Source organism: Mucilaginibacter auburnensis (assembly GCF_002797815.1).
Taxonomy (GTDB): domain Bacteria; phylum Bacteroidota; class Bacteroidia; order Sphingobacteriales; family Sphingobacteriaceae; genus Mucilaginibacter; species Mucilaginibacter auburnensis.
Window position 1 is genome coordinate 1,307,520 of the sequence record NZ_PGFJ01000001.1, and the last position, 23,061, is coordinate 1,330,580.

Below are 23,061 nucleotides of genomic sequence, written 5' to 3' on the forward strand. Positions count from 1 at the left end.
CGTTAGTTATCATGCCAATCCTACTAGTCTTACTGAGAACCTTAAATCTTTGATTTCATGCCCTCATCCGTCGATTAAAGCAATTTTTGAACGTGATAGTTGTTGAATTTACCCCTAAAGGCTGGTATGTACTGGAATGGCACTTATTGAGCAGCTCGTATTCGTAACGGCAGTTAGTCTACTTGCAATTAAAGTCTAAGCGAAGTATGACCATCTGTATTTCAATACTATGTAATTAGACTATTTGAATTAAACGCTTAAGCGGCGGCGTATAATCCATTAAAAATTTCAAACCTTTATACGAGTGTTTGGAACAAACCCTTTGTTGTAATTTGGTTAAAGCCCTAGCCTTTTGCCAAAATTCCGTTGGTGGAAACCAAGAGCAATTACAACTATTTCATTAATATATGCCATATAATCGTTCAATTACGGGACTGATTGACAGATATAGAGTAGCGTCTTAACCAAATTCAGTCTTCCGAATACTTATGAATTGCAGTGCGATATAAACACTGAAGTAATTAAAGTGCTGAGCAATCTGCTTAGTTTGCTAATACCATCCTTTTAGTATCGGTTGAAGGTGTACGGGTAGCTTTATCGTGCTTTTTCTTCCCTCTTCCCCACCATATAACGAAACCGGTTACTGGCATACTTGCAGCTAATAAACTGGCAAAAAATGCAATTACCTTTCCTGGCAGGCCTGCAATGGCACCAACATGTATATCATAATTCATACGCGTCAACTTATCGGCTGCGCCGGCTTTGTTTAATTTACCATAGATGTGTTTGACAGGTATTTCCGTTAAAGTATATTGGTCAAAATAAAGATAATCAGTTTTCCAATAAGTATAAGTGTCAGGGTTTATAGCCACCTCAATAGATGCTTTGCTATTCTCAGGTATATGAACATCTATGCTGCCGATAAAGCCCGGCAATTGCGCCCGCATTTTGTACCATATTTTATCTACATTATTATGTTTGGTTATTTTGGTTGTATCTGATTTAGGTTCATAAAACGCGACTTGTTGCTTGCCTCCTGAGCTCACCCAATATACAGATTGAGCAAACCATTGAAAACCCCATACCAGTCCGGTAAAGGCAATAAAGATGATAACCCAAGCCATATAAAAACCGAGTACGTTATGCAAATCGTAATTTACCCGGCGCCATTTAGCGTTTAGTTTTAAGGTGAAGCGTTGCTTAGCTGCTGCTTTACTGCGTGGCCACCACAAAATAAGCCCGCTTACCAGCATCAGTACAAAAACAAGAGTTGCGGACGCTACAATTGGCTGACCAATTGCTGGAGGTAGCCACAGGTAGTAATGGCCCATGGTTACAATTCTAAAAAAGTCGGCATCCATGTCCTTCACTTTTAAAACCTCACCGCTATAGGGGTTTAAATATACAATCCAGTAGTATTCCGGATCGGCATTATAATAAACAGCTTGTGTAGCTTTTCCAGGTTGGTAGGATATACTGTGAGGGTTGTGTTTGTTAGGGAGCGCTTTATTAGCAACATTCTTTAATACGGATGGTGGAAGCAACGCCTTATTTTCCACCTGAACAAAGCGGTAAGGTTGGGTTGCATCGCTGATCTCACGCTCGAAAGCTAAAATACAGCCGGTTATCCCTAAAAAGCAAACAATAAGTCCGCTTGCCAAACCGAACCATAAATGTAAACGTCCAACCCAATATTTAAAATTTCGCTTCTTTGCCATCCGTAGAAGTAAAGATGCAAATAATAGTTGGACTATTAAGAATCTTTCTTAATAAGCTTCCGCCGAACTTAACTTTACAATTTAACCCGGAACGTCGTTCCATCTGTAAATGCTGAAAAATCTTTAGTCATCTGTCTTGAAAGCACATTTAGTTGAGTTCCGTCACGCCTAACCTCCAGATAGTGAAATAGCGGTTTATACCCAGCGGCTACATCGTTCATTACATCGTTGTTTTCTTTCACACCTTGATGAAGTCCGCCTCCGCCGCCAATTACCACAAAGTTTTTTCCCTGCATCTTAAATTGCTCGTAATTATGGGAATGTCCGGATATAAACAGGATGCATTTACGGGATGTTATAAATGGCGCTACAAAATTTTGTTGAACAGACAGCGATGGCTTCACAACCCTACTATTGGTATACGGTGAATGATGGCACCCCACAATTATCATTTTTATAGATGGGTCGGTATCTAATTTTTTCAGTTTGGCTTTGTACCACTCGTTTTGTTTAGCTGTATCGGCGCTACTCATGGCGCTAAAATTTGAGTTGAGTAGCAATACCGCAACCGAATCAATAACCACAGAAAACCCGGTTGGCTCATAGTCGGGAAACCTTTTTTTAAACTTGAGCATCCCTTGTTTAGCGTTGAACATAACATCATGGTTACCCAACGTAGCATATACAGGTATCGAATCTTTAACAGACTGACCAATGTACTTATCCATGTTTTTCCAGGCTTTTTCTTTCTTACCAGATGAAACCACGTCTCCCATAATAAATAAGGCCGAGGGCTTACGTTCGCTAACATCTTTAAACAGCGCCTGCGTAGCCTCCAGATTATGATCGGCTTTAAGGAATAATTTTTCAACCCATTGCGGCTCCTGAGTATCGCTTGCAAATGCTAAGACAGGAGTTTTTTGCTGTGAAAATCCTTTAAAGTAGCAACAAACTGTCAGTAAATATATTAAACCTAAACAGACACTTTTTTTAATCATAAAAGTTAAACGTGTAATAAAAACATTAATTGCAAACACTCATCCGGAAGCTAATAAACTACTTTTTTATCAGCATAAACAAAAAGTATTGTTAACTGTTGTTTAAAACATTGTTACCCCTATGAAAAAGTATTTACCTGTTTGGATGCTTATGGCGTCCGTTTTAATTATTGCCGAAACCGCCGGTTGTAAAAAGAGTGAAAAAGTGCATGCGCATAACGCCATAATTTTGAGTGGGAGTAATGCAGCCGTTAATACCTGCGGTTGGGTTATACAAGTAACTGATCACGACACTGAAACAAGCCCTCATAATAGCCTTAAGCCGGTAAACCTCGATCCTCAATTTCAGAATGATAGCATGCAGGTCAAGATAACTTACACCATTCCGGATATGCCTGTGGTCAAATGCGGATCAGATGCCGGCTACACACAAATAAGCATCCTGAATTTAAGCCACCTGGATTGACAAACAAGTTTATTTTGTTGTAGCGGTTTATGTTTTGCCTGCGTTTAATAGCTAAAACATTATCATGAAAAACTTAACCGTTAAACTTTTTCTGTTGCCGCTATTTACTTTGGTTGTGACCTTTACCGCGTGTAAAAAGGATAGTGGATTAATAGCAAACGAGGCAAAAATTATAGACAGCGGGCCGGTAGCAGCTGATGGTTGTGGATGGCTGATAAGGGTTGGTGATGTAAATTACAGTCCTACCAATCTGGACAATAAGTATAAGGAAACCGAGCTTACGGTTATTTTGACCTACAGGGTGTTATCTTCAAAATTTGTATGCGGCTGGGGTAATAAGATAGATGAAATAGAAATAGTGAGCATTCGCAGGAAATAGATCTAATACGGATCTACATCGGGCTGAATGATACTGCCTTTACTGAGCTTGGTGGTTTGAAATTGCGTTATAACATCGCGAATTGTGGTTTTTACTTTATTAACTGAAACACCATCCTTTTCAAACTTCAGCATAATAGATTTGATGTAGTAATTGCGTATACGACTTACTAAAGGCGTTTCAGGGCCTATCACGCGTTCACCAAAGTGCTTACGCAATTCTGCTGCTAAGTAGGCGGCCTGGTTGTAAAGTATCTCGGGGTCTTTATGTTTAATGTCGAGGTTAATCACCCTAAAAAAAGGCGGGTAACTGAAATTTTTTCTCTCCTCCATTTCGGTGAAATAAAGATCACGATAGTTATTTTCTATTACCTGTTTTATAACGCGATGGTTTACATCATAGGTTTGAATAACCACCTTTCCCTGTTTGCCCCTGCGGCCGGCCCTGCCGCTTACCTGCGCCAATAGTTGAAAGCTTCGTTCATTAGCGCGATAATCAGGGAATTTGAGCATGCTGTCGGCATTGATAATGCCAATAACGGTAACATCTGCAAAATCCAGCCCCTTAGCCACCATTTGGGTACCCACCAAAACATCTATCTTTTTTTCTTCCAGATCATTAAGTATGGTTTGCAGTGAGTTACGCGAACGCGTAGTATCCAGGTCCATCCGTGCAATGCGCGCAGATGGCAGGAGCAGGGATAATTCATCCTCTATCTTTTCGGTGCCAAAGCCTTTATATTCCAAATGTGTTGAACCGCATGCCGGGCAAATTGTCGGACTATCTTCTTTGTACCCGCAGTAATGGCAATGCAGTTTGCCACTATGTTTATGGAACGTAAGGCTTACATCGCAATTAATGCATTTTGGGGTATAGGCGCAAACCTTACAAAGCAACAGCGGGGCATATCCACGCCTGTTTTGAAATAGTATCACCTGCTCTTTATTGGCCAGGGCTTGCTGAACGTCCAGCATTAAAACACTGGTGAAATGCGATTGTATGGTTTTCTTTTTGGTTTCTTCAGCAATGCTTATCACTTCAATTAACGGCAGCTCAGTACCGCCAAACCGTTCTGTCATTTCTGCGAGACCATACTTATGCGAACGCGCATTATAATAAGTCTCGAATGCAGGGGTGGCAGACCCTAATAAAACCTTGCCGTTATGTTTGTTAGCCAAAAAAATGGCGGCATCCCGGGCATTATAGCGTGGTGCCGGATCAAACTGCTTATAAGATACTTCATGCTCCTCATCAATTATGATAAGGCCTAACTCCTGAAAAGGCAGGAAGACTGCTGATCTCGCCCCTAAAACCACGCGATATTCTCCATTGAGAACTTTTTGCCAAACTTCAACCCGTTCATTGTCATTAAAGCGCGAGTGGTATACACCTATGCTTGTGCCAAAGTACTGACGAAGCCGCTCAATAACGTGTGTGGTTAAAGCAATTTCGGGCAACAGGTATAGCACCTGCTTACCTGCGGCTAACGCTTCTTCCATTAAGCGGATGTAAACCTGCGTTTTGCCGGAGGAGGTAACACCGTGCAGTAACACTACATCCTTTTGTTCAAATTGTTGCCTGATGCTGTTAAGCGCTTCCTGCTGTTGCGCACTTAATTCAAAAATGTCAAACAGGCCTTCGTCTTCAATATGTAGCCTGCTTACATTTTTCTCCTTAGCAATAAAAACTTCCTTTTCAATTAATGAATTAATACTGGACGAACCTGCACCACTCTCTTCAATCAGTTCGTTTTTTGAAACAGCTTTTTGATGGCGGGAAAGTTTCATGTAGGCCAACACCGCATCAGCCTGTTTAGGTGCCCGCTTTTCCAGTAAGCCAAACAATTCTTTTAACTGATCCTGATTTTGATATACGGGATTGAGCGTTAAAAAAGTGCGCATGCGTGGCTTATAACGCTCGCTTACCTCTTCAGATATATTGATGATGCTTTTTTCAAACAGTAATTTCAATATCGGCATTACCGTTTTTTGCCCCAGTAGTTTAGCAATGTCGCTAACAGTAAGCTCGGGTTGCAGATCGAGCGCCTCAACTATTAAAAACTCCCTGTCGTTTAACCCCGACTTATCAGCCAGGAATTCGCGGTTAAGTGTTATTTTGGTTTCGCTGGCCAGCTTTAGTGCTGTGGGAAGCGCCGCATTCATTACTTCGCCATCATTACACATGTAATACTCTGCCATCCATTTCCAAAACTGAAGCTGGGTTTGGGTAACAACCGGCCGGTCATCTAAAACTTCAAGTATGTATTTGGCTTCGTATTTTTCGGGAGGGGTTTCGGTTATTTTATCAATAATAGCCGTGTATAACTTGCTTTTACCAAACTGTACTACAACACGCTTACCTACCTCAACCGCTCCGTTCATTTCAAACGGCACACGGTAGGTGTAATTTTTGGCAATAGCCAAAGGTAGTATTACCTCAACAAAAAAGGTTTTACGGCCATGGTGTGCAGCTTCGGCAAATTCAAGCATATTATTTTTGCTTTAAAGCGGCCATTAACAGCATTACCCATCCGGCTATAAATAACAATCCGCCTATTGGAGTAATAGGACCTAATACTTTGGCCCAGTTCCAGTTGAGCGCGTAGCGCAAAGAAAGTACGTATAATGACCCGGAGAAGAATATAATACCAAATGTAAACAAATAGAATGCAGCCGACGCGTAGCCATTATTTTGCTGCCCTAATACAGCCAGAAATAATAACGCGAAAACGTGATAAAACTGATATTGTACAGCAGTTTGCCACGTTTGTAATTGCTCTGCAGCTAATATGGCTTTTAAGGCGTGTGCACCAAAGGCCCCGGCCATAACGGCCACCATGCCAAATATTGATGCGGTTATAACTATTTGCTTATCCATGCTTTTAATAAAAGGCTAAATTAACCAATTGAAAGTATTACTTGAATGCTATCGGCTAAAAATCATAACTTGCGCTAACCAACAAAAGCATGAGGCGACCCATTATTTTATCGGTATTTCTGTTTGCGGCTATTATACTTTTGGCTGTTCTATACTTTAATAACTTAAGTACACCGGGTTCACGCACCACCAATGTGTTACGCGCTATTCCTGATAACGCTGCTTTAGTTTTCAGATTTAATAACGAAGAAAGCTTTTACGAAATATATAATGGTAACAAACTATTTGCTGCCGTTATTGGTGAAAAAAACCTGAATGCACTGGATAGTTTACGAAAAGAATTTTTAAATGATAACGCCCTGAGGTCGTTCTTTGATGGACAAGACATATTTCTATCGTTCCATCCTGAAAAGGATAACGGGATAGGGATGCTGTTAAGTACGTCGGCAGCTAAAAATTTTGACAGCAAAGCTTTTGATAAAATGATTGCTCAAAAGGGCCCGCTTCAGATCAAGGCGGCTAACTATAATAATCAAAAAGGCTATGATATCTTCTCGGCCAGGTTAAATAAGCACTTTTACCTGGTAAGTAAAGAGAAAGGAATTTATGCAGGTAGCTTTTCTAAAGAAGTAATAGATGCTTTTATAGCATATACTCCCCATAAGGATAAAGATAATTTTATACAGCTTCCTCAGCAGCAAACGGCTAATTCGCTGGCCAATTTGTATGTTAATTACGCGCAGCTCAACCCGTTATTCGATAAATTATTAAAGAATAAGTATAGCGATATTTTTAAATGTTACCGCATGCTGCCGGCGCTTGGCGTGCTTGACCTTAATTTTAAGAGCGATGCCTTGATGTTTAGCGGATTTACTGAAACCGAGATGAATAAGTCGTCGAGTTTTGTGAGCCTGTTTCTATCTCAGCAGCCGGTTGTGAATGAATTGGTCAATATTTTTCCTGCAACAACTGCCTATAGCGTAAACTTTGCTGCTTCTGATGTGAAAAAGTTTGAAACGGATCTGGCCGATTGGCAAAGCAAGGCAGGATTAAAACATGAGAAAGACTCGTTATTTAAAAAAATAAGTACTGAAACAGGCATAAAACTGGTAACAGAATTCAACAAATCGTTAAGTAATGAATTTGGCGTGGTTACTACAAGGTACATGGAAAAGCTGGCCATTATAGCGCTTAACGATGGCTCTGAACTGAGGCCGGCAATGTATAACATCAGTAATATGGATGGCGAGGAAATGGGGCAGTTCAAATACAATAAAGTTCCGTTTTTTTTATTGGGCGATGCATTTAGCGTGTTCAACCATCCCTGGTTTATGATAGTTGACAATTATCTGGTACTTGCCAATACAAAAAACGAGTTAGTAAGTTATCGCGATACTTATTTCAATAATAAGTTTCAAAGCAAATTGTCGTCATACAACGAGTTCACTAAGTTAACCACCCAGCGTAGTAACGTGTCTTGGTATATGAATTTTAAGAATAGTCAGTCTGTTTTAAAACGGGATCTAAATGATAATTTTTATAAGGCATTCAATGAGAACGAACCCGGATGGAAGAATTTTTACGCTGCCTCGTATCAATTATCAGCAGCCGATAAAAACTTTTATAGTGTTTTTTGTTTGAATGTTAACCAGCCCGATACCTCTGGTGTAAGCAAATAACTAATAAACATTTAAAGCCGTACAACACAATATAGCCGGGATGAAGAAAGTAGTACTTGTAAGTTGTTTCCTATTATTGACTGTTAAACTATTTGCTCAGCAATTTTCTCAATACAATACCGGAACGCTGTACGATTCGTTTGAAAACCCATCCCAGCGGTCTTTTATTCCCGATTCAAGCAGGTTCATAGCCTCCAATTTTTTCATTCCTAATTTAACGGGTAATTTTTATGTAACGGGTAATGCTCAAGATGCTGTTATAGACCGGTTCTTCTCGGGTTACTATAATACGAAGGCTTTACAGATTGGGCAGGGTAAATACAGCAACATACGCAGCAGTTCAAACGCTTACCTGGCAATGCTTAAAATATTTACCAGTCTTAACGGCAACCAGGAAATAGGCTTCTCCATAAGTAGCAGGGCCGAAGCTATGGGTTACGTTACAGATGAATCATTAGCTTTATTTGCTGGGCCTAATGATTTTAATAAGTCTTTCTACGCTAATGTACTTAATGACAATTACTCTTATCAGGTATATCATCAGTTCTCTTTTAGTTACCGCGAGCAGATCAATCCGCGTTTTGCATTAGGTATAAAATTGAGCGCGCTTTTGGGTTTAGCTTACAGTGATGTAAGGATCAATCAGTCGCAATTAACATTGGATCAACCTAATGATGCCGCTATTATTGCATTGAGTGGTACCGGTAAAATAAGCGAGCAGATCAAAAAGTTTACCTTTAAAAACCCGGGAGCTGCTATTACCATTGGAACAGGCTTAACAACCAGAGATGGCTACCGGTTGCAATTCAACTTAAAAGATCTGGGTATCATCAGGTGGGGAGGCGACTCATACATTGCAAATTTTGTAAGTGGTGATACCATTAACAATTTCAGTAAGAAAGAGCGCGAACAAAATATTATCAATGCAGTTTCGTCCATAACATCAGGCAACAAAACTCCAGGCCCTTTTTACAGCCACACCAATGCTATTTTTGAGACAAGCATAAACAGGACTTATTGGCTGGATTACGACAAAAAATTCAGAATAGCGCCAACGCTTATCGCCTCAAAGGAGTTGTTTTATGACCATGTAACAGCTGCGGCAGTAGTTCCGTTCAGTTATAACAATATTACTGTTACCGGTACCGCATCTTACAATACCCTGGGGTTGTTTAATTGGGGCGGCCAGCTTATGTATAAAACTCCCAATTTTGAGCTTTTTGCAGGAACAGAGCGTTTGTACCAGAGCGCAAAAGCTGTAAGAACAGCGCTAAGAAACAATGGTGCTCAACAGGAGCAGGTTGTGCGCAACACTGGTGCCTACAGCGGAGCAGATGTATTTTTTGGCATTTCTTTTAAATTTGGAAACGTAATTGAACACCCAATGAATGCCAGTTGGATACCTAATGGTGAAGATGGTGGTTTCTTCAGCCGGATATGGCATAAAGTATTTAAAGGGAAACAAGGAACCTATTAAGCCTTTTTAGTAGTAACCAAAAAATCTTTAAGATAAAATGGTTCAAAATAAGCAACGTCTTCAAACTGACCCGCCTGATATTTTTGATAGGCTTTTTGAGTAAGGTGCGCAGCTGAATTATAAAAATCTTCTACAATAACGGCGTTGCTGCTTTGGCTTAAAATTCTACGGCATTTTGCAGCGCCATCACCAAAAAATACGATTTTGTTTTGTTGGAGTTCAGTCGTAAAACTATGTTCATCAATAATTTCGGCAGCAGTTGGTTTTATGGTATTTCCTGCCGCGTCAAACAAGGCGGTGTAAACTTCCATCCGGCGGGCATCAATCATTGGGCACATAAGGGCATCAGTATAGTTACCCTCGGCTGCAAAGCCACTTGCCATAGCCTCAAGCGTTTCTACGGCTATTAGTGGTTTGCTTAAAGCGTAGCATAAACCTTTCGCAGTTGAAACGCCAATACGTAACCCTGTATATGACCCGGGGCCACTGCTAACGGCAATGGCATCTAACTCACCGTACTTAATGCCAGCCTTATTGAGCAACTCATCAATAAAAACAGTTATAACCTCGGCATGTACATTACGCTCATTAACTTCCTTAACGGCAATTAACTCTCCCCGGTTAGCTAAAGCTACCGAACAAACGGTTGTGGCTGTTTCTATTTGTAAAATCATTTTAGTCATTGGTCATCGGTCATTGGTCATTAGTCATTGGTCATAAGCTTTTTACTAATGACTAATGACCAGTGACTAATGACCATCACGGTACAGGATCATGCCCGTGGCCGCCCCAGGGGTTGCAGCGGGCAATACGTTTCAAAGTTAACCATCCACCTTTAAAAGGGCCATATTTTTTTACGGCTTCTAAACCATATTGAGAGCAGGTAGGCGTATACCGGCATGATGCACCTAAAAGGGGAGAAAGAAAATATTGGTAGAACCTGATCAGTGCAATAAATACGGCGCCCAGGCCCGTCTTTATTATATTTGCTATAGCCTTCATTTAGCAAGCCCCTCGCAAAGCTGAGTGAAAAGCTTTTGCATTTTTTTATCAATAAATGCATACTCACTTATCTCTTTACCAATGTAACTTACAGAAAGAATGATGGTTTTACCCGTCTGCTCCAAAAAGTTGTAAAGCTGTTCTTGTTTATGCAGGCGGTAGGCTTCGCGCATGCGGCGTTTAAGCAGGTTGCGGTCAACCGCGTGCTTATACCGTTTTTTTGCAACAGTAAAAACTACTTGCGCAGGTGCGGGCTGTGGCTGTTCAATAACTAACCACGATACCTTAAAAGGATAACATAAAAAGGAAGAACCGTTATGATAAAGACCATCAATAAGCCTTTTGTTACATAACCGTTCTTCCTTTTTAAAGGTTTGCATTTTGCTTATACTGAACCGAAATTTAAATAAATAACCGGTTCAGGCCCCTATGCTGATAAGAAGCAACCGGAGGAATTATGCTTTATGACGACGCTCGTCAGATACTGTTAGTCTTTTTCTGCCTTTTGCTCTTCTTGCTGCTAATATTCTTCTACCGTTAGCAGATGCCATACGCTCACGGAAACCGTGTTTATTTCTTCTTTTTCTTTGAGAAGGCTGGAATGTTCTTTTCATGACTGTTTATTCTATTTGTTTAAAAAAACAAGAGCGCAAATGTAGTGTTATTTTCGCACTTCTCAAATACAATTTTACATTTTTATAATTGTATATTTAAACTAATACTCAACCATTAACTGCTGTTATGAAAAGACTTTACATTGTTATGCTGCTATTTTTGATTATTGCAAAAGCATCAGCTCAAAATAACACGCAGGCAGCTTACACTGTTTACAATACAACCACCAAAAGTAAAGTTCCTGTACAGGATGTTATTCAGGCTATGACTAATGCTGATATAGTTTTTTATGGCGAGATTCACGATGACAGCGTGGGCCACATTGCCGAGCTTGATCTGCTGAAGGCCTTATCAACACAATATCCCGGCAAAGTGGCCTTATCAATGGAGATGTTTGAAACCGATGTGCAGCCTGTGCTAAATGAATACCTATATGGCTATATCCGCGAGAAGAATTTTATTACAGATAGCCGCGCATGGCCCCATTACAAAACTGATTATAAGCCATTGGTTGAATTTGCCAAAAATAATAACATACCTGTTGTGGCAGCTAATGCTCCTGCCCGCTATACCAATATGGTTACTACCGGCGGACTTGGACACTTAAATGTACTTAGCAAACAAGCCAAAAGCTATTTGCCGCCTTTACCAATTGATACAGCAACCGGTGCTTATTACGAGAAATTTATTGCCGAAATGGGCGGTCAGCACGGTATGGGTAACATGCATATTTATCAATCTCAAAATTTGTGGGATGCTACCATGGCCTGGTCAATTGCGCGCTTCTATAAAGCCAATAAAGGCTTCAAAATTATGCAGGTTAACGGCGGGTTCCACAGCGAAGAGAAGATGGGCATTGTAGCACAGTTAAAAAACTATGCGCCTAAAGCAAGAGTAATAACCATCAATGCCTATGCAGGCTCTGTTCCCGATTGGAAAGAGCTATCCGGTAAAGCTGACTATGTTATTTTAACGGGAGGTAAATAGCGTTTAAAATAATATTTACAGCGATTTACAAATTAATCGGTTTTATCGAAGTTAGTTTAAGGTTTCCGTCGTTTAATACTTCAAACATTAAAGAACTACACTCGTGATAATCTAATTTATAGTAACCAGCACCAGGTCTGACCATATCTACGGGTCGTCTGCTAATAACACTATAGGCGATCGGCTTTTTTCCTTGCAAGAAGATTAAAGTACATTTTCCTTCATCATCAAGATTTACTTTCGCTAAAGCGTCTTTCACTGTTTGTAAATTGTCAATTTCTAAGGTATTTATGGTTTGCTGAGTGGTATAAGGCGCTAAAACTACCATCTCATTCCAAGGAACAACTGACAGTAAATTGCAGAATTGGCCAACTAATCTTGATTTATCGCCCCCTGCTGACATAACATAATGAGATATTCCTTCGTCGACATCTACTTTTTGCAGAATCGGACGATTATTACACGCATTAAATATGAATGCTAATGCTGAACAAACGGCTATATAGATTCTTGATGCTTTCAATAAGTAAGGTTTGTTACGTTATTGACTTTAACCCTTCCTCGCCAACAAATCCCTTATCTCAGTAAGCAAAACTTCCTCTTTGGTAGGTGCCGGTGGTGCCGAAGGGGCTTCTTCGTCTTTCTTTTTTGTTGCGTTGATGGCTTTTACAATGATAAATAAGGCGAAGGCAACTATAATAAAGGAGATGATCTGCGAAAGGAAATTACCATATTTTATAGCTGTTCCGGGTATAACCAGTTTTTCCAGGTCAGTAAGTTTTGCGGCTTTTAGCGCAGGTGTTAAAATGGCGGGTGTAATAATATCATCAACCAGTGAGCTTACTATTTTACCAAACGCGCCACCAATTACCACCGCAACGGCGAGGTCAACCACATTGCCGCGCATGGCAAAAGCTTTAAATTCTTTTACTATAGACATGTTTCAAAATTTAGGGTTAAATAATCAGCTAATAAAATTAATCAATATGTAAAAACAAATACCCCATTTTGGCATTTATAGCATAAATGTAACCATACTAATCAAGTTTTCAAATTATTGGTAATTGATGTAGATTTGCCTCTACTCTAATTTATGTTAAAACAGAACCTTCAACAAAAGCTATTACAAAAACTTTCTCCTCAGCAAATTCAATTCATCAAATTGCTGCAGGTACCCACCGTATCATTAGATACGCGTATAAAAGAGGAACTGGAAGAGAATCCGGCGTTGGAGGATATGAGCCTAACCAACCTTAACGAGCCCGAAGAACAATATCCGGATCGTGATCCCGACGATGACAACTATAGCAACGACGAGGAGCATGGCGAAATGGACGAGTTCAATATAGACGACTATCTTCAGGAAGACAACGTGAATGAGTACGGATCTCGTTATGACCAGAACGGCGATGACGAAGAAGACCGTAAGGAAATGCCGCTGGCTATTCAAAGCTCATTTTTTGAAAGTTTACAGGCGCAGTTGGATATGCTGCCGCTATCTGACAAAGACTTTGTTATTGGCAAGCAAATAATAGGAAGCTTGGATGATGACGGTTATTTGCGTCGCCCAATAATGTCACTAACAGATGATCTCGCGTTTTCGCAAAATGTGATGGCCGAGGATGAGGAGGTAGAAGACATGTTAAGGATCATTCAGGGTTTTGATCCCGCAGGTGTAGGTGCGCGCAGTTTACAGGAGTGTTTGTTGATACAATTGCGTAAAAAAGACCAAACCGACCCTATCATCAAAAAGGCTATGTTGGTTGTTGAGGAATATCTGGACGAGTTTACCCGTAAGCATTACGACAAGCTGGAGCGTTCACTGAATATGAACTCGGAGGAGTTACGTGCCGTTGTAAGCGAGATATTAAAGCTTAACCCTAAACCGGGTGATACCAATGAAGTAAACACTAAACAACTACAGGTTATTCCTGATTTCCACATCAAAAATAGCGACGGTACCCTTATACTTACCCTTAACGCTAAAAACGCCCCTGAACTGCGTGTGAGCCGTTCCTATCAGGAAATGTTCCAGCATTATGACAAGGCATCGCAAAAGGATAAAAAACTAAAAGAGGCGGTGCAGTTTGTTAAGCAGAAGCTGGATTCGGCTAAATGGTTTATTGATGCTATTAAGCAGCGTCAGCAAACCTTGCTTAAAACCATGAATGCCATTATGCAGTATCAGTACGAGTTTTTCTTAACCGGAGACGATAAGAACCTCAAACCTATGATATTGAAAGATATTGCTGATCGTATTGGCATGGATATATCTACTGTATCGCGTGTAGCTAACTCTAAATACGTTCAAACAGAGCATGGTACCTATTTGCTCAAATCATTCTTCTCAGAAGCCATCCAAACCGAAAGCGGGGAAGAGGTTTCCAATAAAGAGGTTAAGAAGATATTGGAAGAGCATATTGGCAAGGAAGATAAACGCCACCCATTAGCCGACGAAAAGCTAACCGAGATACTCAAAGATGCCGGCTACAATATAGCCCGCCGCACCGTAGCCAAATACCGCGAGCAAATGAATATTCCGGTAGCAAGGTTGAGGAAAGAGGTGTAAGTATTTTATCTATAAAAAATTAAAAGCGATGAGTTTTGAAACCCATCGCTTTTTTTATGTGATTTCGTTTAAGCTTAAAACTTCTCTACACCCTTTACGTTCATTTTAATTGAAGTTAATTTGGTAGACGGCCCGGTTATAAACAAAGTTTTATTATCCGCACCTCCAAAAACATTGTTGGTTGCACCACCTTTAATTGGTATACTCAGTACTTTGGCACCGGTTGGATCAAATGCTGTTATACCTAAACCATTGCTGATGTAAACGTTTCCTTTTTCATCCATTGACATGCCGTCGCCGCCCATATCATTGAACTTCTTCATATTGGTAAGCGTACCATCGGCATTAACATCAAAAACCCATGTGCCGCCCATATTGTTGCCTGCCCATTTGTTAACGTAAAGTTTCTTGCCGTCAGGGGTTCCAACCACGCCGTTTGGCCACGAGTTGGCATCCCAGCCTGCTGCTTCAGATGTAACTCTGACCAAAGCCTTGGCGCCTGGCGCCAGGTAATAAACATGTCCGCCTTTGCCGGTTGCTGCCTGCTCAGAATGTGTAGGCTCCCAGCCTTGTCGGCGAGGATCGGTAAGCGTCCAGTAATCGCGAGGAAAAATAGGATCTGTAATGTACAAGCCGCCCGTAATCGGGTTGATCCAAACATCATTAGGACCGTTTAACAGCTTACCATTGTAATTATTGATAAGCACCGTTTGATTACCATTGGGAGCAATTTTCCATAACTCGCCATACATATCAGCGCAAGCAATAAGATATCCGTTTTTGTCAAACGCCATACCGTTTGAGCGGCCCGCACCTTGCTTGAAAAGCGACAGTGTTTTAGTGCCTGCGTCCCAACGAAAAATCTTATCAAATGGTTGATCGGTAAAATAAATATTACCTTGTTTATCAACCGCAGGTCCTTCAGAAAAACCAAAGTCGGATGCAAGGGTATCTAATTTACCTTTTGCCGCAGCGGCTACCAACCTGCCTGGGTCAACAATATCGCTTGTAACATATTGCTCTTCCCCTTCCTGGTTGGTGTTATTGTCTTTTTTGCAGGAATTAAAGGCAACAAGGCCTGCCATACCAATAAATAGTAAAGTTCTCTTTCTCATAAAAATAATATTAGGTTAAATAATTGGCACAGGTAATTAAGCGCATAATCTTGATGCGCAGTATCGCTTAAAAAAATAGCTTACTTTAGGTAGATTGGTTTAATAGAGGGTTAACTAAAGATAGCGGTGGTTTTAATTAAAAAAGTATAATAATTAACAATGGAGAATATTGTACAGCGCAATATTATAATATTTACATATCAATTTATACATAGCAGCGTTATGAATTGCAGTGATAAGTTAATGATTGATAGATATTGCCACTTTCTGAAATTATCGAAATCAATTTGTATAACTTGGTGTTAACTATAAAACTCATGCTTTATAATACAATATGCTAGCTATTGAACGTAAACCTGTAAGGGTTAATCCCGATTCGAAACGTGTTATTGCCAGATTCTTTTTTAACGGTAACGAGAGAGCCAAAGAAGTAATTGAGCGCGTAATAAAAGTAGACGAAGAAACCGCTTTCGGTATATTATCTCCGCTATTACAAGAGTATTCAAAACGTCACAGAAATATAACGCGGGTATTAAACAGACACGCCAGCAAATTAAAGCCTCTGTTTGAAGAGTTGGGTATTGATTTTGACGCTTTAACAGTATATCGTAAGTTGCTTATCGGTTCTTATTTCACGCATGAATACTCAATTGAGTCGGCTGCATTTTTTAACCCGTCTATCGTAAATGATCCTGATCAGTCAGAGCTTACCGAAGGTGAACGTCGGGTAATTATGAGTTTCAGAGCAGTAGGTGAGGGGCATATTTCGTCTATTACATTCCGCCGCGCGCTTATTGATAAAAATAACAACATCACGGTACTGCCGGCAGGTAATTATATTGATGAGGCAGAAATTGTGAGGAACGCGGTATATAACAAGAAATTGTTTTTTGACAGAGCCGCAATTACGCAGATTGACATCAACGTATTGCACGAATTGGAATCAAAGCTTGATCATCATTTTGAATATGCTAATCTGCGCCGCATCATATCAGACTCGCAGCGCCTTCAGGAAAGCGATATGAAAAAGCTGGAGTATGATAAAGTACTTTGGCTTGCTGATTCATACTATGAGATAATTTTTTCTTTAGATACAGATATATCCGACAGGGTAATTTTCCCGATATCTGAATATGAGCGTAAAGGTATTGAGGATGCCCGTTTTGTAGAGTTTAAAAACGAAGATGGTTCGTCAGTTTATTACGCTACTTATACAGCTTATGATGGCTCTTTAATTATGCCTAAACTGCTCCAGACAAATGATTTTTATAACTTCAAAATAATGCCTTTGTATGGTGATGGCGCGCAGAATAAAAACCTGGCATTGTTTCCTCGTAAAATTAACGGCAAGTACGCCATGATATCGCGTATTGATGGCTGGAATAATTACATCATGTATTCAGACAAGATCAACATATGGGAAAAACCAATGTTGTTGCAGCGCCCGAAATTTGCATGGGAGTTTGTACAGATAGGTAACTGCGGATCGCCAATAGAAACAGAGCATGGCTGGATTGTAATAACACACGGTGTAGGCCCAATGCGCCGCTATGTGCTGGGTGCAAGCTTGCTAAAGTTAGATGACCCTCAGGTAGAAATAGGCAGATTAAAAGAGCCTTTACTAATACCTAACAGCGATGAACGTGAGGGTTATGTACCTAACGTTATTTATTCTTGCGGATCGATCATAAACAACAATAAATTGATCATTCCTTACGGCTTGTCAGATTACTCAACATCATTTGCTGAAGTTGATCTGGACGCTTTAATAGCTAAATTTAAGGAAGACGGAATAGATGATTGATTACTTTATCATTGCGAGGAACGAAGCAATCGCACGCAGACAGGTCGCTGGCATGCATAGTCCGCGATTGCTTCGTTTCTCGCAATGACAATATTGACTGATTAACGTAATATCCGCTTGTACAACTCAAAATAATCACTCGCCATTTTCTCACTCGAGAATTTACTTTCTGCCCATTGGCGGCAGTAAGCGCGGTTGATCTGTTTAAGTCCATTTACAGCTTCAACAGCTTGGTCTACGTTTTTTACCAGATACCCTGTCTGCTCATGTTGAATCAATTCAGGCATTGAGCCGCGATTGAATGCAATAACAGGCGTTCCGCAAAGCATGGCTTCGGCAACGCTTAAACCAAATGGTTCGTTAAAGTTGATAGGATGTAGAAGCGCGACAGCATTGCCCAATAATTCATTGCGCTCTTCCGGCCCTGCGCTGCCTATGTACTTTATTTGCTCATTTAAATGTGGCTCAACTTCCTCTTTAAAATAGCGTTCATCCTGTATTATACCCGCTATAATAAGCTGGTATTTACTTTTCTTCGCTATCGCGATGGCTTCAGTAATGCCCTTGTCAGGATGAATACGACTAAAGGATAGTAAATAATCTTTTGGCTGTGCATTAAAAACGAATTTCCCGGCATCTAAACCATTATATACTGTAGCCAGGTAGTCTAACTCCGGACTCCTGTCCGAGTCGCTTATAGATACGTAATGGCTTGTTTGGCTATATTTTTTATAAACCGGGATTATGCGCGGAGAGGAAAATCCATGTATAGTAGTAATAACCGGGGTTTTTATAAGTCCAGAATAGGTGAGGGGTAAAAAATCAAAGTTATTGTGGATCACATCAAACTGATGAGCCTTCTCCATCAAATTACTGATGTGAAGGCACTCCAATACTTTGGCATCTTGTGAGCGGTCCTCCTCGTAACCAGTTTCGCAAATGGCATCCAACGTACCTACGGTAACAGAATCGCCGGTGGCAAAGAGTGTAACCTCTGCCCCCAGCTTTATAATTCCTTCCGCAATATTTGATGCTACCTGCTCCCATGGCCCGTAATGTCTGGGCGGTGTGCGCCAGGCCACAGGCGACAAAACGGCTACCTTCATTTAGCGCCTACCAGTTTTTTTTGAGATAATTTGTTGTACTCGTACTCTAACTCAAAAGCCTCCAGAACTGTTAAGTGCGATATTAAGTAAGCTAAAGTACTCTCGGCACCCTGGTTACGGTTAATACCGGTTGGCAGTAAGCCATCGCAGCAGCCCTTGGTTTCGTGGTCATATAATGGTGCGCGTAAGGTGTTTTCGCCCAGGAACCATTTATAGCTCAGGAACATTTTTTCAATATGCTCAGGTTTTCTAAATATATGGTAAGCCTGGAAGTGCAGTAACACCATTGCCATAGTTTCAATAGCCTGTTGGTCAAAAGTAGGGAAGGTGCCACCACGGTAATACCAGCCATCATTACCCACCGGGCTTAAGTAACCGTTTGATAACGTTAACTTATCTAAAAACTCCATGGTTTTTAAGGCAACTTCTTTAGCGCGTTCATTACCGGTTATCTCGCAGGAGTGTAGCAAGGCAAGAGGCAAAATGGCATTATCATAGGTCATACCTTCTTCAAACCACTCCCAATCATCTGCACGGGTTTTATCATACGCGTCAATCAATGGTTGCGTTAAACGGGCCATTTCGGCAACCATGCCGTCATCAGTAGGGTGAACCTTTAAATAGTAAGCTATTCCAATAATGGTATTTGCCATTCCGCGCAAATGTTTAAGCGCTCTGAAATGACCGAACGATTTTTGGAACAACTCGGTGGCAAACTCCCGGTAAGAGTTGCTTGATGCCGTAGCGATCAAATAACCCAAAGACCAAATGGTACGGCCGAATGAATCTTCTGAACCTACTTCATCCAGATATGAACGGTTAAAGCTCAAAAAGTTGCGGAAGTTACCATCATCAGTCTGCATGTAGTGAATGTAACTCAGGTAGATAGGCAACAGGTCAAACGCCTCCTTGCTGTTGTTGCGCTTATGGGCCATTAGCGCCATGATCAGCGCGCGTGAGTTATCATCAAGGCAATACCCTTCTTTTAGGTTAGGTATGCCATATTTAGCGTGTTGAACAATACCTGTATCATCAGTAAGGCGGATAACGTGTCCAAGACTAAACTTAGGCATGATCTCAGGGTCAACTATACTGTTCTTTAATATCTTGTCCCTAAAATCATGATTAAAGCAGGCTTCCTGGGCTACTTTGATAAACTCCGATCCCACCACAGGCCAGCGTAGATGTAAACCGTATTCGTATGCGTTATTGCGCATTTGGTTAAGCATAGCCTGGTTGTCAAGCAGCTCAATTACAGTATCGGCCAGCGCTTCGGCGTTCTTAAAATCAAACAGCCTGCCACGGTTATGTGCCAGTAATTCGGTAGCGTGCCAGTATGGGGTTGAAACCACCGCAGCACCCGACCCAACCGCGTACGATAACGTGCCACTTGTTATTTGCGCTTCATTAAGATAAGGCGTAACATAAATTTCAGCAGCCGTTAAATATTGTATCAGTTCTTCCTCGGCTACAAATTTATTAATGAAGTGCAGATTTTGAGATACGCCAAGCTGGCTGGCCAATGTCTTTAAATGATCGCGATACTCTTCGCCTGAATTTTTTATAACGCCCGGATGCGTGTTGCCTAACACCACATAGTTAACATCCGGATGTTTTTCCACTATTTTAGGTAAGGCTCTTACCACCGTTTCCAGTCCCTTGTTACGGCTTATTAAACCGAATGTTAACAGTGCCTTGCGGTTTTTAAATGGCGTAAGATTTTTTATCGGGTTATTTTCAGGTGCTTCCACATCAGGCACACCATGTTCAATTATCTGTATCTTTTCGGTAGGGATATCATAAATAGTAGTTAAAAACTCCACAGCACGCTGGCTCATCACAATTATTTTGGCAGATTGCTCAGCCATTTCTCTGATGATGATGCGCTGCACATAGCTTGGATCTTTTAAAACCGTGTGTAAAATAGAAATAAGCGGCTTCTCTAAGCGATTAATAAGCGGGAGAATATAAATACCACTTTCACCACCATAAATACCAAACTCGTGCTCAATTATACAAACATCGGCTGTACTGGTGTTAATAAAGTTGGCTGCTCTGATGTAGTCTTTCTGATGATTTTGCCTTACAACATATTTAACCTCTTCAGGATATTCATACTCATCTAAATTTTCTGAATCATTTAACGCTACAACAAAGTCGTTACCTAATATATTTTTCCTTTCAGGAAAATTAGCGCCAATAGCGCGCATAAGGTTTTGATTAAAGGTTGCAATACCGCATTCGCGCGGAGGATAGGTTGAAATGTACGCTATTTTCATATTTTTTTGTAGATGGCTTACTGGGGTCATGTCTGTATAGTTAACTGACTTAAAAACTATTCAGTTTCGGCTTAAAAATGATGCTTTAAAACCTATAAATCGGCTTTTTGCATTAATACCCTAATAAATGCACAAACTATACCAAAAGCGTACGTTAATAGCCGCAATATTACCTTGCCAACGAGTTTGCTTAAGTAATTTTAAGTTAAGTAATTGGAGGTGTTTGTATTGCGTTTTAAAACTGACGAGAATGTCAGGAATGAAAGTTGATAGCTTCTATAATAATGTTACAAGCTTCTTCAATTTGAGTGGCTGTTATAATAAGGGGGGGCGCTAAACGCATAGCATTGCTGCAATGCAAAAACCAGTCGGTTATTACACCGTTGTCAATGCAGCGGTCAATTATTTTTTTGTTGAGGTCAAAGTTCTCCAGTTCAACAGCCAGCATCAATCCTTTGCCGCGAATTTGCCTAATGGCTGGGTGTACTAATAAGCTGCGTATTAAAGCTTCCTTTTCGGCAACACCTGCAACAAGTTCTTCTTCCAGTAAAACCTCCAACGCGGCTAATCCCGCTGCACAGCAAACCGGGTGCCCGCCAAATGTGGTGATGTGTCCAAGAATGGGGTTCTCTTTTAGCGCACCCATAATTTCATTTGATGAAACGAAAGCGCCAATAGGCATGCCTCCGCCAAGCGCTTTGGCCAACAACAAGATATCGGGAACTATATCAAAATGCTCAAAGGCAAAAAGCTTACCTGTGCGGCCGAAGGCTGCCTGTATCTCGTCCAGTATCAATAAGGCGCCGGTTTCAGTACAACGCTTGCGCAAGGCTTGCATGTAAGCAAAATCAGGCACTTGTATACCAGCTTCACCTTGTATGGTTTCAATAATTACGCAAGCGGTTTCGGTGGTTATGAGGTTGAGGTCGGGCAGGAGGTTAAAGTTAATGAATGTAACACCTGGCAAAAGCGGACGATATGCCTGTTTGTATTCCTCATTGCCCATCACGCTTAATGCGCCATGGGTGCTGCCGTGGTAAGAGTTGTAGTATGCCACAACCTGCTGCCTGCCGGTAAAACGCTTAGCCAACTTAAGGGCGCCCTCAACAGCTTCGGCGCCGGAGCTAACAAAATAAACCGATTGCAAATTATCCGGTAGTACTGATACCAGTTTCTCTGCAAAGCGTACCTGTGGTGTTTGTACATATTCACCATAAACCATCAGGTGCATATATTTTTCTACCTGTTGTTTTACAGCCTCAATAACTTTTGGGTTGCCATGCCCTAAACTGCTCACGCCAATGCCCGATATCAGATCAATATAAGCTTTGCCTTCGCTGTTATATAAATGCACGCCCTGAGCCCGCTCAAATTCAAGCAACAGGGGGAAGTTGGTAGTTTGCGCATTGTTGGCTAAAAATAACTGGCGAAGTGTTGGCATGGGGCAAAAATACAAAAGGCCCGTCATTATAATAACGGACCTTTGGCTTAAATACTTTTTTATTACTGATGTTCGCCAACTCTTCTTATCAGTTCGTCGTTAAACTCGCGTTCACTTTTATAAAGCTTGCTTAGTTTTTCGGGCGGTAATATTTTCAAAAACTCATCAGAGTAACGCTCACGTATTCTAACCATGCGGCTGTCATACTCCATGTTTTTCCTGATCTGCTCGCGTCCATCGGCCTGGGCATCAGAGTTGTTGATTCTTTTTAAACGCAATACCTCTCTCAGTTCATCCTGATATCTTCTGTATACAGGCCAAAAGCGAGCAGCTTCATCAGCAGAAAGCTGCATTTTTTGCTCTAAAAAGCTCTCTTTTATTGACTCAACCTTTTGCATACTGGCAGCATTAGGCGCCTGGTTGAACCGTTGTGCACCGTTTGCATTACCCGGACGGAAACTATTGCGGGGTATCTGCGCCCATGCGCCATAGCCGGTGGCTAATAGTAATAAAGTAATAAAAATGTGTCTGGTAAACGGTTTCATCATC

Annotated in this window: 22 protein-coding genes; 7 read left to right on the plus strand and 15 right to left on the minus strand. The window is 40.9% G+C overall.

All coding sequences use genetic code 11. The features are described 5' to 3' along the window. Positions 1-542: 542 nt before the first annotated feature. Positions 543-1,718 carry a PepSY-associated TM helix domain-containing protein gene (locus CLV57_RS05740; RefSeq protein WP_100340359.1) on the minus strand — a complete coding sequence of 392 codons (1,176 nt, stop codon included), beginning with the start codon at positions 1,716-1,718 and terminating at the stop codon, positions 543-545. A gap of 74 nt (positions 1,719-1,792) precedes the next feature. Continuing rightward, complete coding sequence (locus CLV57_RS05745; RefSeq protein ID WP_100340360.1) at positions 1,793-2,716, minus strand: metallophosphoesterase family protein; 924 nt, start codon at positions 2,714-2,716, stop codon at positions 1,793-1,795. Between the two features lie 121 nt (positions 2,717-2,837). On the opposite strand from CLV57_RS05745, the gene CLV57_RS05750 reads away from it, so the two are divergent. Together CLV57_RS05750 and CLV57_RS05755 are read left to right on the plus strand one after the other, a co-directional pair. After that, complete coding sequence (locus CLV57_RS05750; protein ID WP_100340361.1) at positions 2,838-3,182, plus strand: hypothetical protein; 345 nt, start codon at positions 2,838-2,840, stop codon at positions 3,180-3,182. Between the two features lie 64 nt (positions 3,183-3,246). Beyond that, positions 3,247-3,561: a hypothetical protein gene (locus CLV57_RS05755; RefSeq protein ID WP_100340362.1), complete on the plus strand. Its 315-nt coding sequence runs from the start codon at positions 3,247-3,249 to the stop codon at positions 3,559-3,561. 2 nt (positions 3,562-3,563) lie between these two features. Here CLV57_RS05755 and priA read toward each other — a convergent pair whose 3' ends face one another. After that, complete coding sequence (gene priA / locus CLV57_RS05760) at positions 3,564-6,050, minus strand: replication restart helicase PriA (RefSeq protein WP_100340363.1); 2,487 nt, start codon at positions 6,048-6,050, stop codon at positions 3,564-3,566. A 1-nt stretch (position 6,051) separates the two neighbouring features. Continuing rightward, positions 6,052-6,438 carry a DUF423 domain-containing protein gene (locus CLV57_RS05765; protein WP_100340364.1) on the minus strand — a complete coding sequence of 129 codons (387 nt, stop codon included), beginning with the start codon at positions 6,436-6,438 and terminating at the stop codon, positions 6,052-6,054. Positions 6,439-6,527: 89 nt separating this feature from the next. Between CLV57_RS05765 and CLV57_RS05770 the strand changes: the two genes are divergently transcribed. Next, positions 6,528-8,117: a hypothetical protein gene (locus CLV57_RS05770; RefSeq protein WP_100340365.1), complete on the plus strand. Its 1,590-nt coding sequence runs from the start codon at positions 6,528-6,530 to the stop codon at positions 8,115-8,117. Positions 8,118-8,157: 40 nt separating this feature from the next. Continuing rightward, the gene (locus tag CLV57_RS05775; protein WP_100340366.1) at positions 8,158-9,594 is read left to right on the plus strand and encodes a DUF5723 family protein; all 1,437 of its coding nucleotides are present in this window, start codon (positions 8,158-8,160) and stop codon (positions 9,592-9,594) included. On the opposite strand, the gene tsaB is transcribed toward CLV57_RS05775, so the two are convergent. The 4 genes from tsaB to rpmH form a co-directional block, all read right to left on the minus strand. Next, entirely contained in the window at positions 9,591-10,277 is a 687-nt protein-coding gene (tsaB, locus tag CLV57_RS05780) for a tRNA (adenosine(37)-N6)-threonylcarbamoyltransferase complex dimerization subunit type 1 TsaB (RefSeq protein WP_211290029.1), read from the minus strand. The two genes, CLV57_RS05775 and tsaB, sit on opposite strands and share 4 nt — an antisense overlap. A 76-nt stretch (positions 10,278-10,353) precedes the next feature. Then, complete coding sequence (yidD, locus tag CLV57_RS05785; RefSeq protein ID WP_100340367.1) at positions 10,354-10,596, minus strand: membrane protein insertion efficiency factor YidD; 243 nt, start codon at positions 10,594-10,596, stop codon at positions 10,354-10,356. Continuing rightward, positions 10,593-10,976 carry a ribonuclease P protein component gene (gene rnpA, locus CLV57_RS05790; protein ID WP_100340368.1) on the minus strand — a complete coding sequence of 128 codons (384 nt, stop codon included), beginning with the start codon at positions 10,974-10,976 and terminating at the stop codon, positions 10,593-10,595. Before rnpA ends, yidD begins: the two co-directional genes overlap by 4 nt. Positions 10,977-11,051: 75 nt before the next feature. After that, complete coding sequence (gene rpmH, locus CLV57_RS05795) at positions 11,052-11,210, minus strand: 50S ribosomal protein L34 (protein ID WP_100340369.1); 159 nt, start codon at positions 11,208-11,210, stop codon at positions 11,052-11,054. Positions 11,211-11,337: 127 nt separating this feature from the next. Here rpmH and CLV57_RS05800 point away from each other — a divergent pair, with 127 nt between their 5' ends. After that, on the plus strand, positions 11,338-12,198 hold the full coding sequence (locus tag CLV57_RS05800) for a ChaN family lipoprotein (protein WP_100340370.1): 861 nt from the start codon (positions 11,338-11,340) through the stop codon (positions 12,196-12,198). A 25-nt stretch (positions 12,199-12,223) separates the two neighbouring features. On the opposite strand, the gene CLV57_RS18315 is transcribed toward CLV57_RS05800, so the two are convergent. Together CLV57_RS18315 and mscL are read right to left on the minus strand one after the other, a co-directional pair. Continuing rightward, positions 12,224-12,721, minus strand: coding sequence for a hypothetical protein (locus tag CLV57_RS18315; protein WP_157799076.1), 498 nt, complete (start codon positions 12,719-12,721; stop codon positions 12,224-12,226). A gap of 27 nt (positions 12,722-12,748) precedes the next feature. Beyond that, the gene (gene mscL / locus CLV57_RS05810; protein WP_100340372.1) at positions 12,749-13,138 is read right to left on the minus strand and encodes a large-conductance mechanosensitive channel protein MscL; all 390 of its coding nucleotides are present in this window, start codon (positions 13,136-13,138) and stop codon (positions 12,749-12,751) included. Between the two features lie 153 nt (positions 13,139-13,291). Between mscL and rpoN the strand changes: the two genes are divergently transcribed. Further along, positions 13,292-14,767: an RNA polymerase factor sigma-54 gene (gene rpoN, locus CLV57_RS05815; RefSeq protein WP_100340373.1), complete on the plus strand. Its 1,476-nt coding sequence runs from the start codon at positions 13,292-13,294 to the stop codon at positions 14,765-14,767. A gap of 74 nt (positions 14,768-14,841) precedes the next feature. On the opposite strand, the gene CLV57_RS05820 is transcribed toward rpoN, so the two are convergent. Then, positions 14,842-15,882 carry an SMP-30/gluconolactonase/LRE family protein gene (locus CLV57_RS05820; RefSeq protein WP_100340374.1) on the minus strand — a complete coding sequence of 347 codons (1,041 nt, stop codon included), beginning with the start codon at positions 15,880-15,882 and terminating at the stop codon, positions 14,842-14,844. A 334-nt stretch (positions 15,883-16,216) separates the two neighbouring features. Here CLV57_RS05820 and CLV57_RS05825 point away from each other — a divergent pair, with 334 nt between their 5' ends. After that, entirely contained in the window at positions 16,217-17,686 is a 1,470-nt protein-coding gene (locus CLV57_RS05825; protein ID WP_100340375.1) for a glycoside hydrolase family 130 protein, read from the plus strand. 101 nt (positions 17,687-17,787) lie between these two features. Here the strand turns inward: CLV57_RS05825 and CLV57_RS05830 are convergent, their stop codons facing one another. The 4 genes from CLV57_RS05830 to CLV57_RS05845 all read right to left on the minus strand — a co-directional run bounded on the left by CLV57_RS05830 (position 17,788) and on the right by CLV57_RS05845 (position 23,057). Further along, on the minus strand, positions 17,788-18,792 hold the full coding sequence (locus tag CLV57_RS05830) for a glycosyltransferase family 4 protein (protein ID WP_100340376.1): 1,005 nt from the start codon (positions 18,790-18,792) through the stop codon (positions 17,788-17,790). Next, complete coding sequence (locus CLV57_RS05835) at positions 18,789-21,071, minus strand: glycosyltransferase family 4 protein (protein WP_100341326.1); 2,283 nt, start codon at positions 21,069-21,071, stop codon at positions 18,789-18,791. The genes CLV57_RS05830 and CLV57_RS05835 overlap by 4 nt, the downstream gene beginning before the upstream one ends. A 253-nt stretch (positions 21,072-21,324) precedes the next feature. Beyond that, positions 21,325-22,512: an aspartate aminotransferase family protein gene (locus tag CLV57_RS05840; protein WP_100340377.1), complete on the minus strand. Its 1,188-nt coding sequence runs from the start codon at positions 22,510-22,512 to the stop codon at positions 21,325-21,327. Between the two features lie 62 nt (positions 22,513-22,574). After that, entirely contained in the window at positions 22,575-23,057 is a 483-nt protein-coding gene (locus CLV57_RS05845; RefSeq protein WP_100340378.1) for a hypothetical protein, read from the minus strand. Positions 23,058-23,061 lie beyond the last annotated feature (4 nt).

What these genes read in the sequence shown, in the direction of transcription:
- CLV57_RS05740 (WP_100340359.1), bottom strand. Translation starts at nt 1,718, where the DNA reads ATGGCAAAGAAGCGAAATTTTAAATATTGGGTTGGACGTTTACATTTA.
- CLV57_RS05745 (WP_100340360.1), bottom strand. Translation starts at nt 2,716, where the DNA reads ATGATTAAAAAAAGTGTCTGTTTAGGTTTAATATATTTACTGACAGTT.
- CLV57_RS05750 (WP_100340361.1), top strand. Translation starts at nt 2,838, where the DNA reads ATGAAAAAGTATTTACCTGTTTGGATGCTTATGGCGTCCGTTTTAATT.
- CLV57_RS05755 (WP_100340362.1), top strand. Translation starts at nt 3,247, where the DNA reads ATGAAAAACTTAACCGTTAAACTTTTTCTGTTGCCGCTATTTACTTTG.
- priA (WP_100340363.1), bottom strand. Translation starts at nt 6,050, where the DNA reads ATGCTTGAATTTGCCGAAGCTGCACACCATGGCCGTAAAACCTTTTTT.
- CLV57_RS05765 (WP_100340364.1), bottom strand. Translation starts at nt 6,438, where the DNA reads ATGGATAAGCAAATAGTTATAACCGCATCAATATTTGGCATGGTGGCC.
- CLV57_RS05770 (WP_100340365.1), top strand. Translation starts at nt 6,528, where the DNA reads ATGAGGCGACCCATTATTTTATCGGTATTTCTGTTTGCGGCTATTATA.
- CLV57_RS05775 (WP_100340366.1), top strand. Translation starts at nt 8,158, where the DNA reads ATGAAGAAAGTAGTACTTGTAAGTTGTTTCCTATTATTGACTGTTAAA.
- tsaB (WP_211290029.1), bottom strand. Translation starts at nt 10,277, where the DNA reads ATGACTAAAATGATTTTACAAATAGAAACAGCCACAACCGTTTGTTCG.
- yidD (WP_100340367.1), bottom strand. Translation starts at nt 10,596, where the DNA reads ATGAAGGCTATAGCAAATATAATAAAGACGGGCCTGGGCGCCGTATTT.
- rnpA (WP_100340368.1), bottom strand. Translation starts at nt 10,976, where the DNA reads ATGCAAACCTTTAAAAAGGAAGAACGGTTATGTAACAAAAGGCTTATT.
- rpmH (WP_100340369.1), bottom strand. Translation starts at nt 11,210, where the DNA reads ATGAAAAGAACATTCCAGCCTTCTCAAAGAAAAAGAAGAAATAAACAC.
- CLV57_RS05800 (WP_100340370.1), top strand. Translation starts at nt 11,338, where the DNA reads ATGAAAAGACTTTACATTGTTATGCTGCTATTTTTGATTATTGCAAAA.
- mscL (WP_100340372.1), bottom strand. Translation starts at nt 13,138, where the DNA reads ATGTCTATAGTAAAAGAATTTAAAGCTTTTGCCATGCGCGGCAATGTG.
- rpoN (WP_100340373.1), top strand. Translation starts at nt 13,292, where the DNA reads ATGTTAAAACAGAACCTTCAACAAAAGCTATTACAAAAACTTTCTCCT.
- CLV57_RS05820 (WP_100340374.1), bottom strand. Translation starts at nt 15,882, where the DNA reads ATGAGAAAGAGAACTTTACTATTTATTGGTATGGCAGGCCTTGTTGCC.
- CLV57_RS05825 (WP_100340375.1), top strand. Translation starts at nt 16,217, where the DNA reads ATGCTAGCTATTGAACGTAAACCTGTAAGGGTTAATCCCGATTCGAAA.
- CLV57_RS05830 (WP_100340376.1), bottom strand. Translation starts at nt 18,792, where the DNA reads ATGAAGGTAGCCGTTTTGTCGCCTGTGGCCTGGCGCACACCGCCCAGA.
- CLV57_RS05835 (WP_100341326.1), bottom strand. Translation starts at nt 21,071, where the DNA reads ATGAAAATAGCGTACATTTCAACCTATCCTCCGCGCGAATGCGGTATT.
- CLV57_RS05840 (WP_100340377.1), bottom strand. Translation starts at nt 22,512, where the DNA reads ATGCCAACACTTCGCCAGTTATTTTTAGCCAACAATGCGCAAACTACC.
- CLV57_RS05845 (WP_100340378.1), bottom strand. Translation starts at nt 23,057, where the DNA reads ATGAAACCGTTTACCAGACACATTTTTATTACTTTATTACTATTAGCC.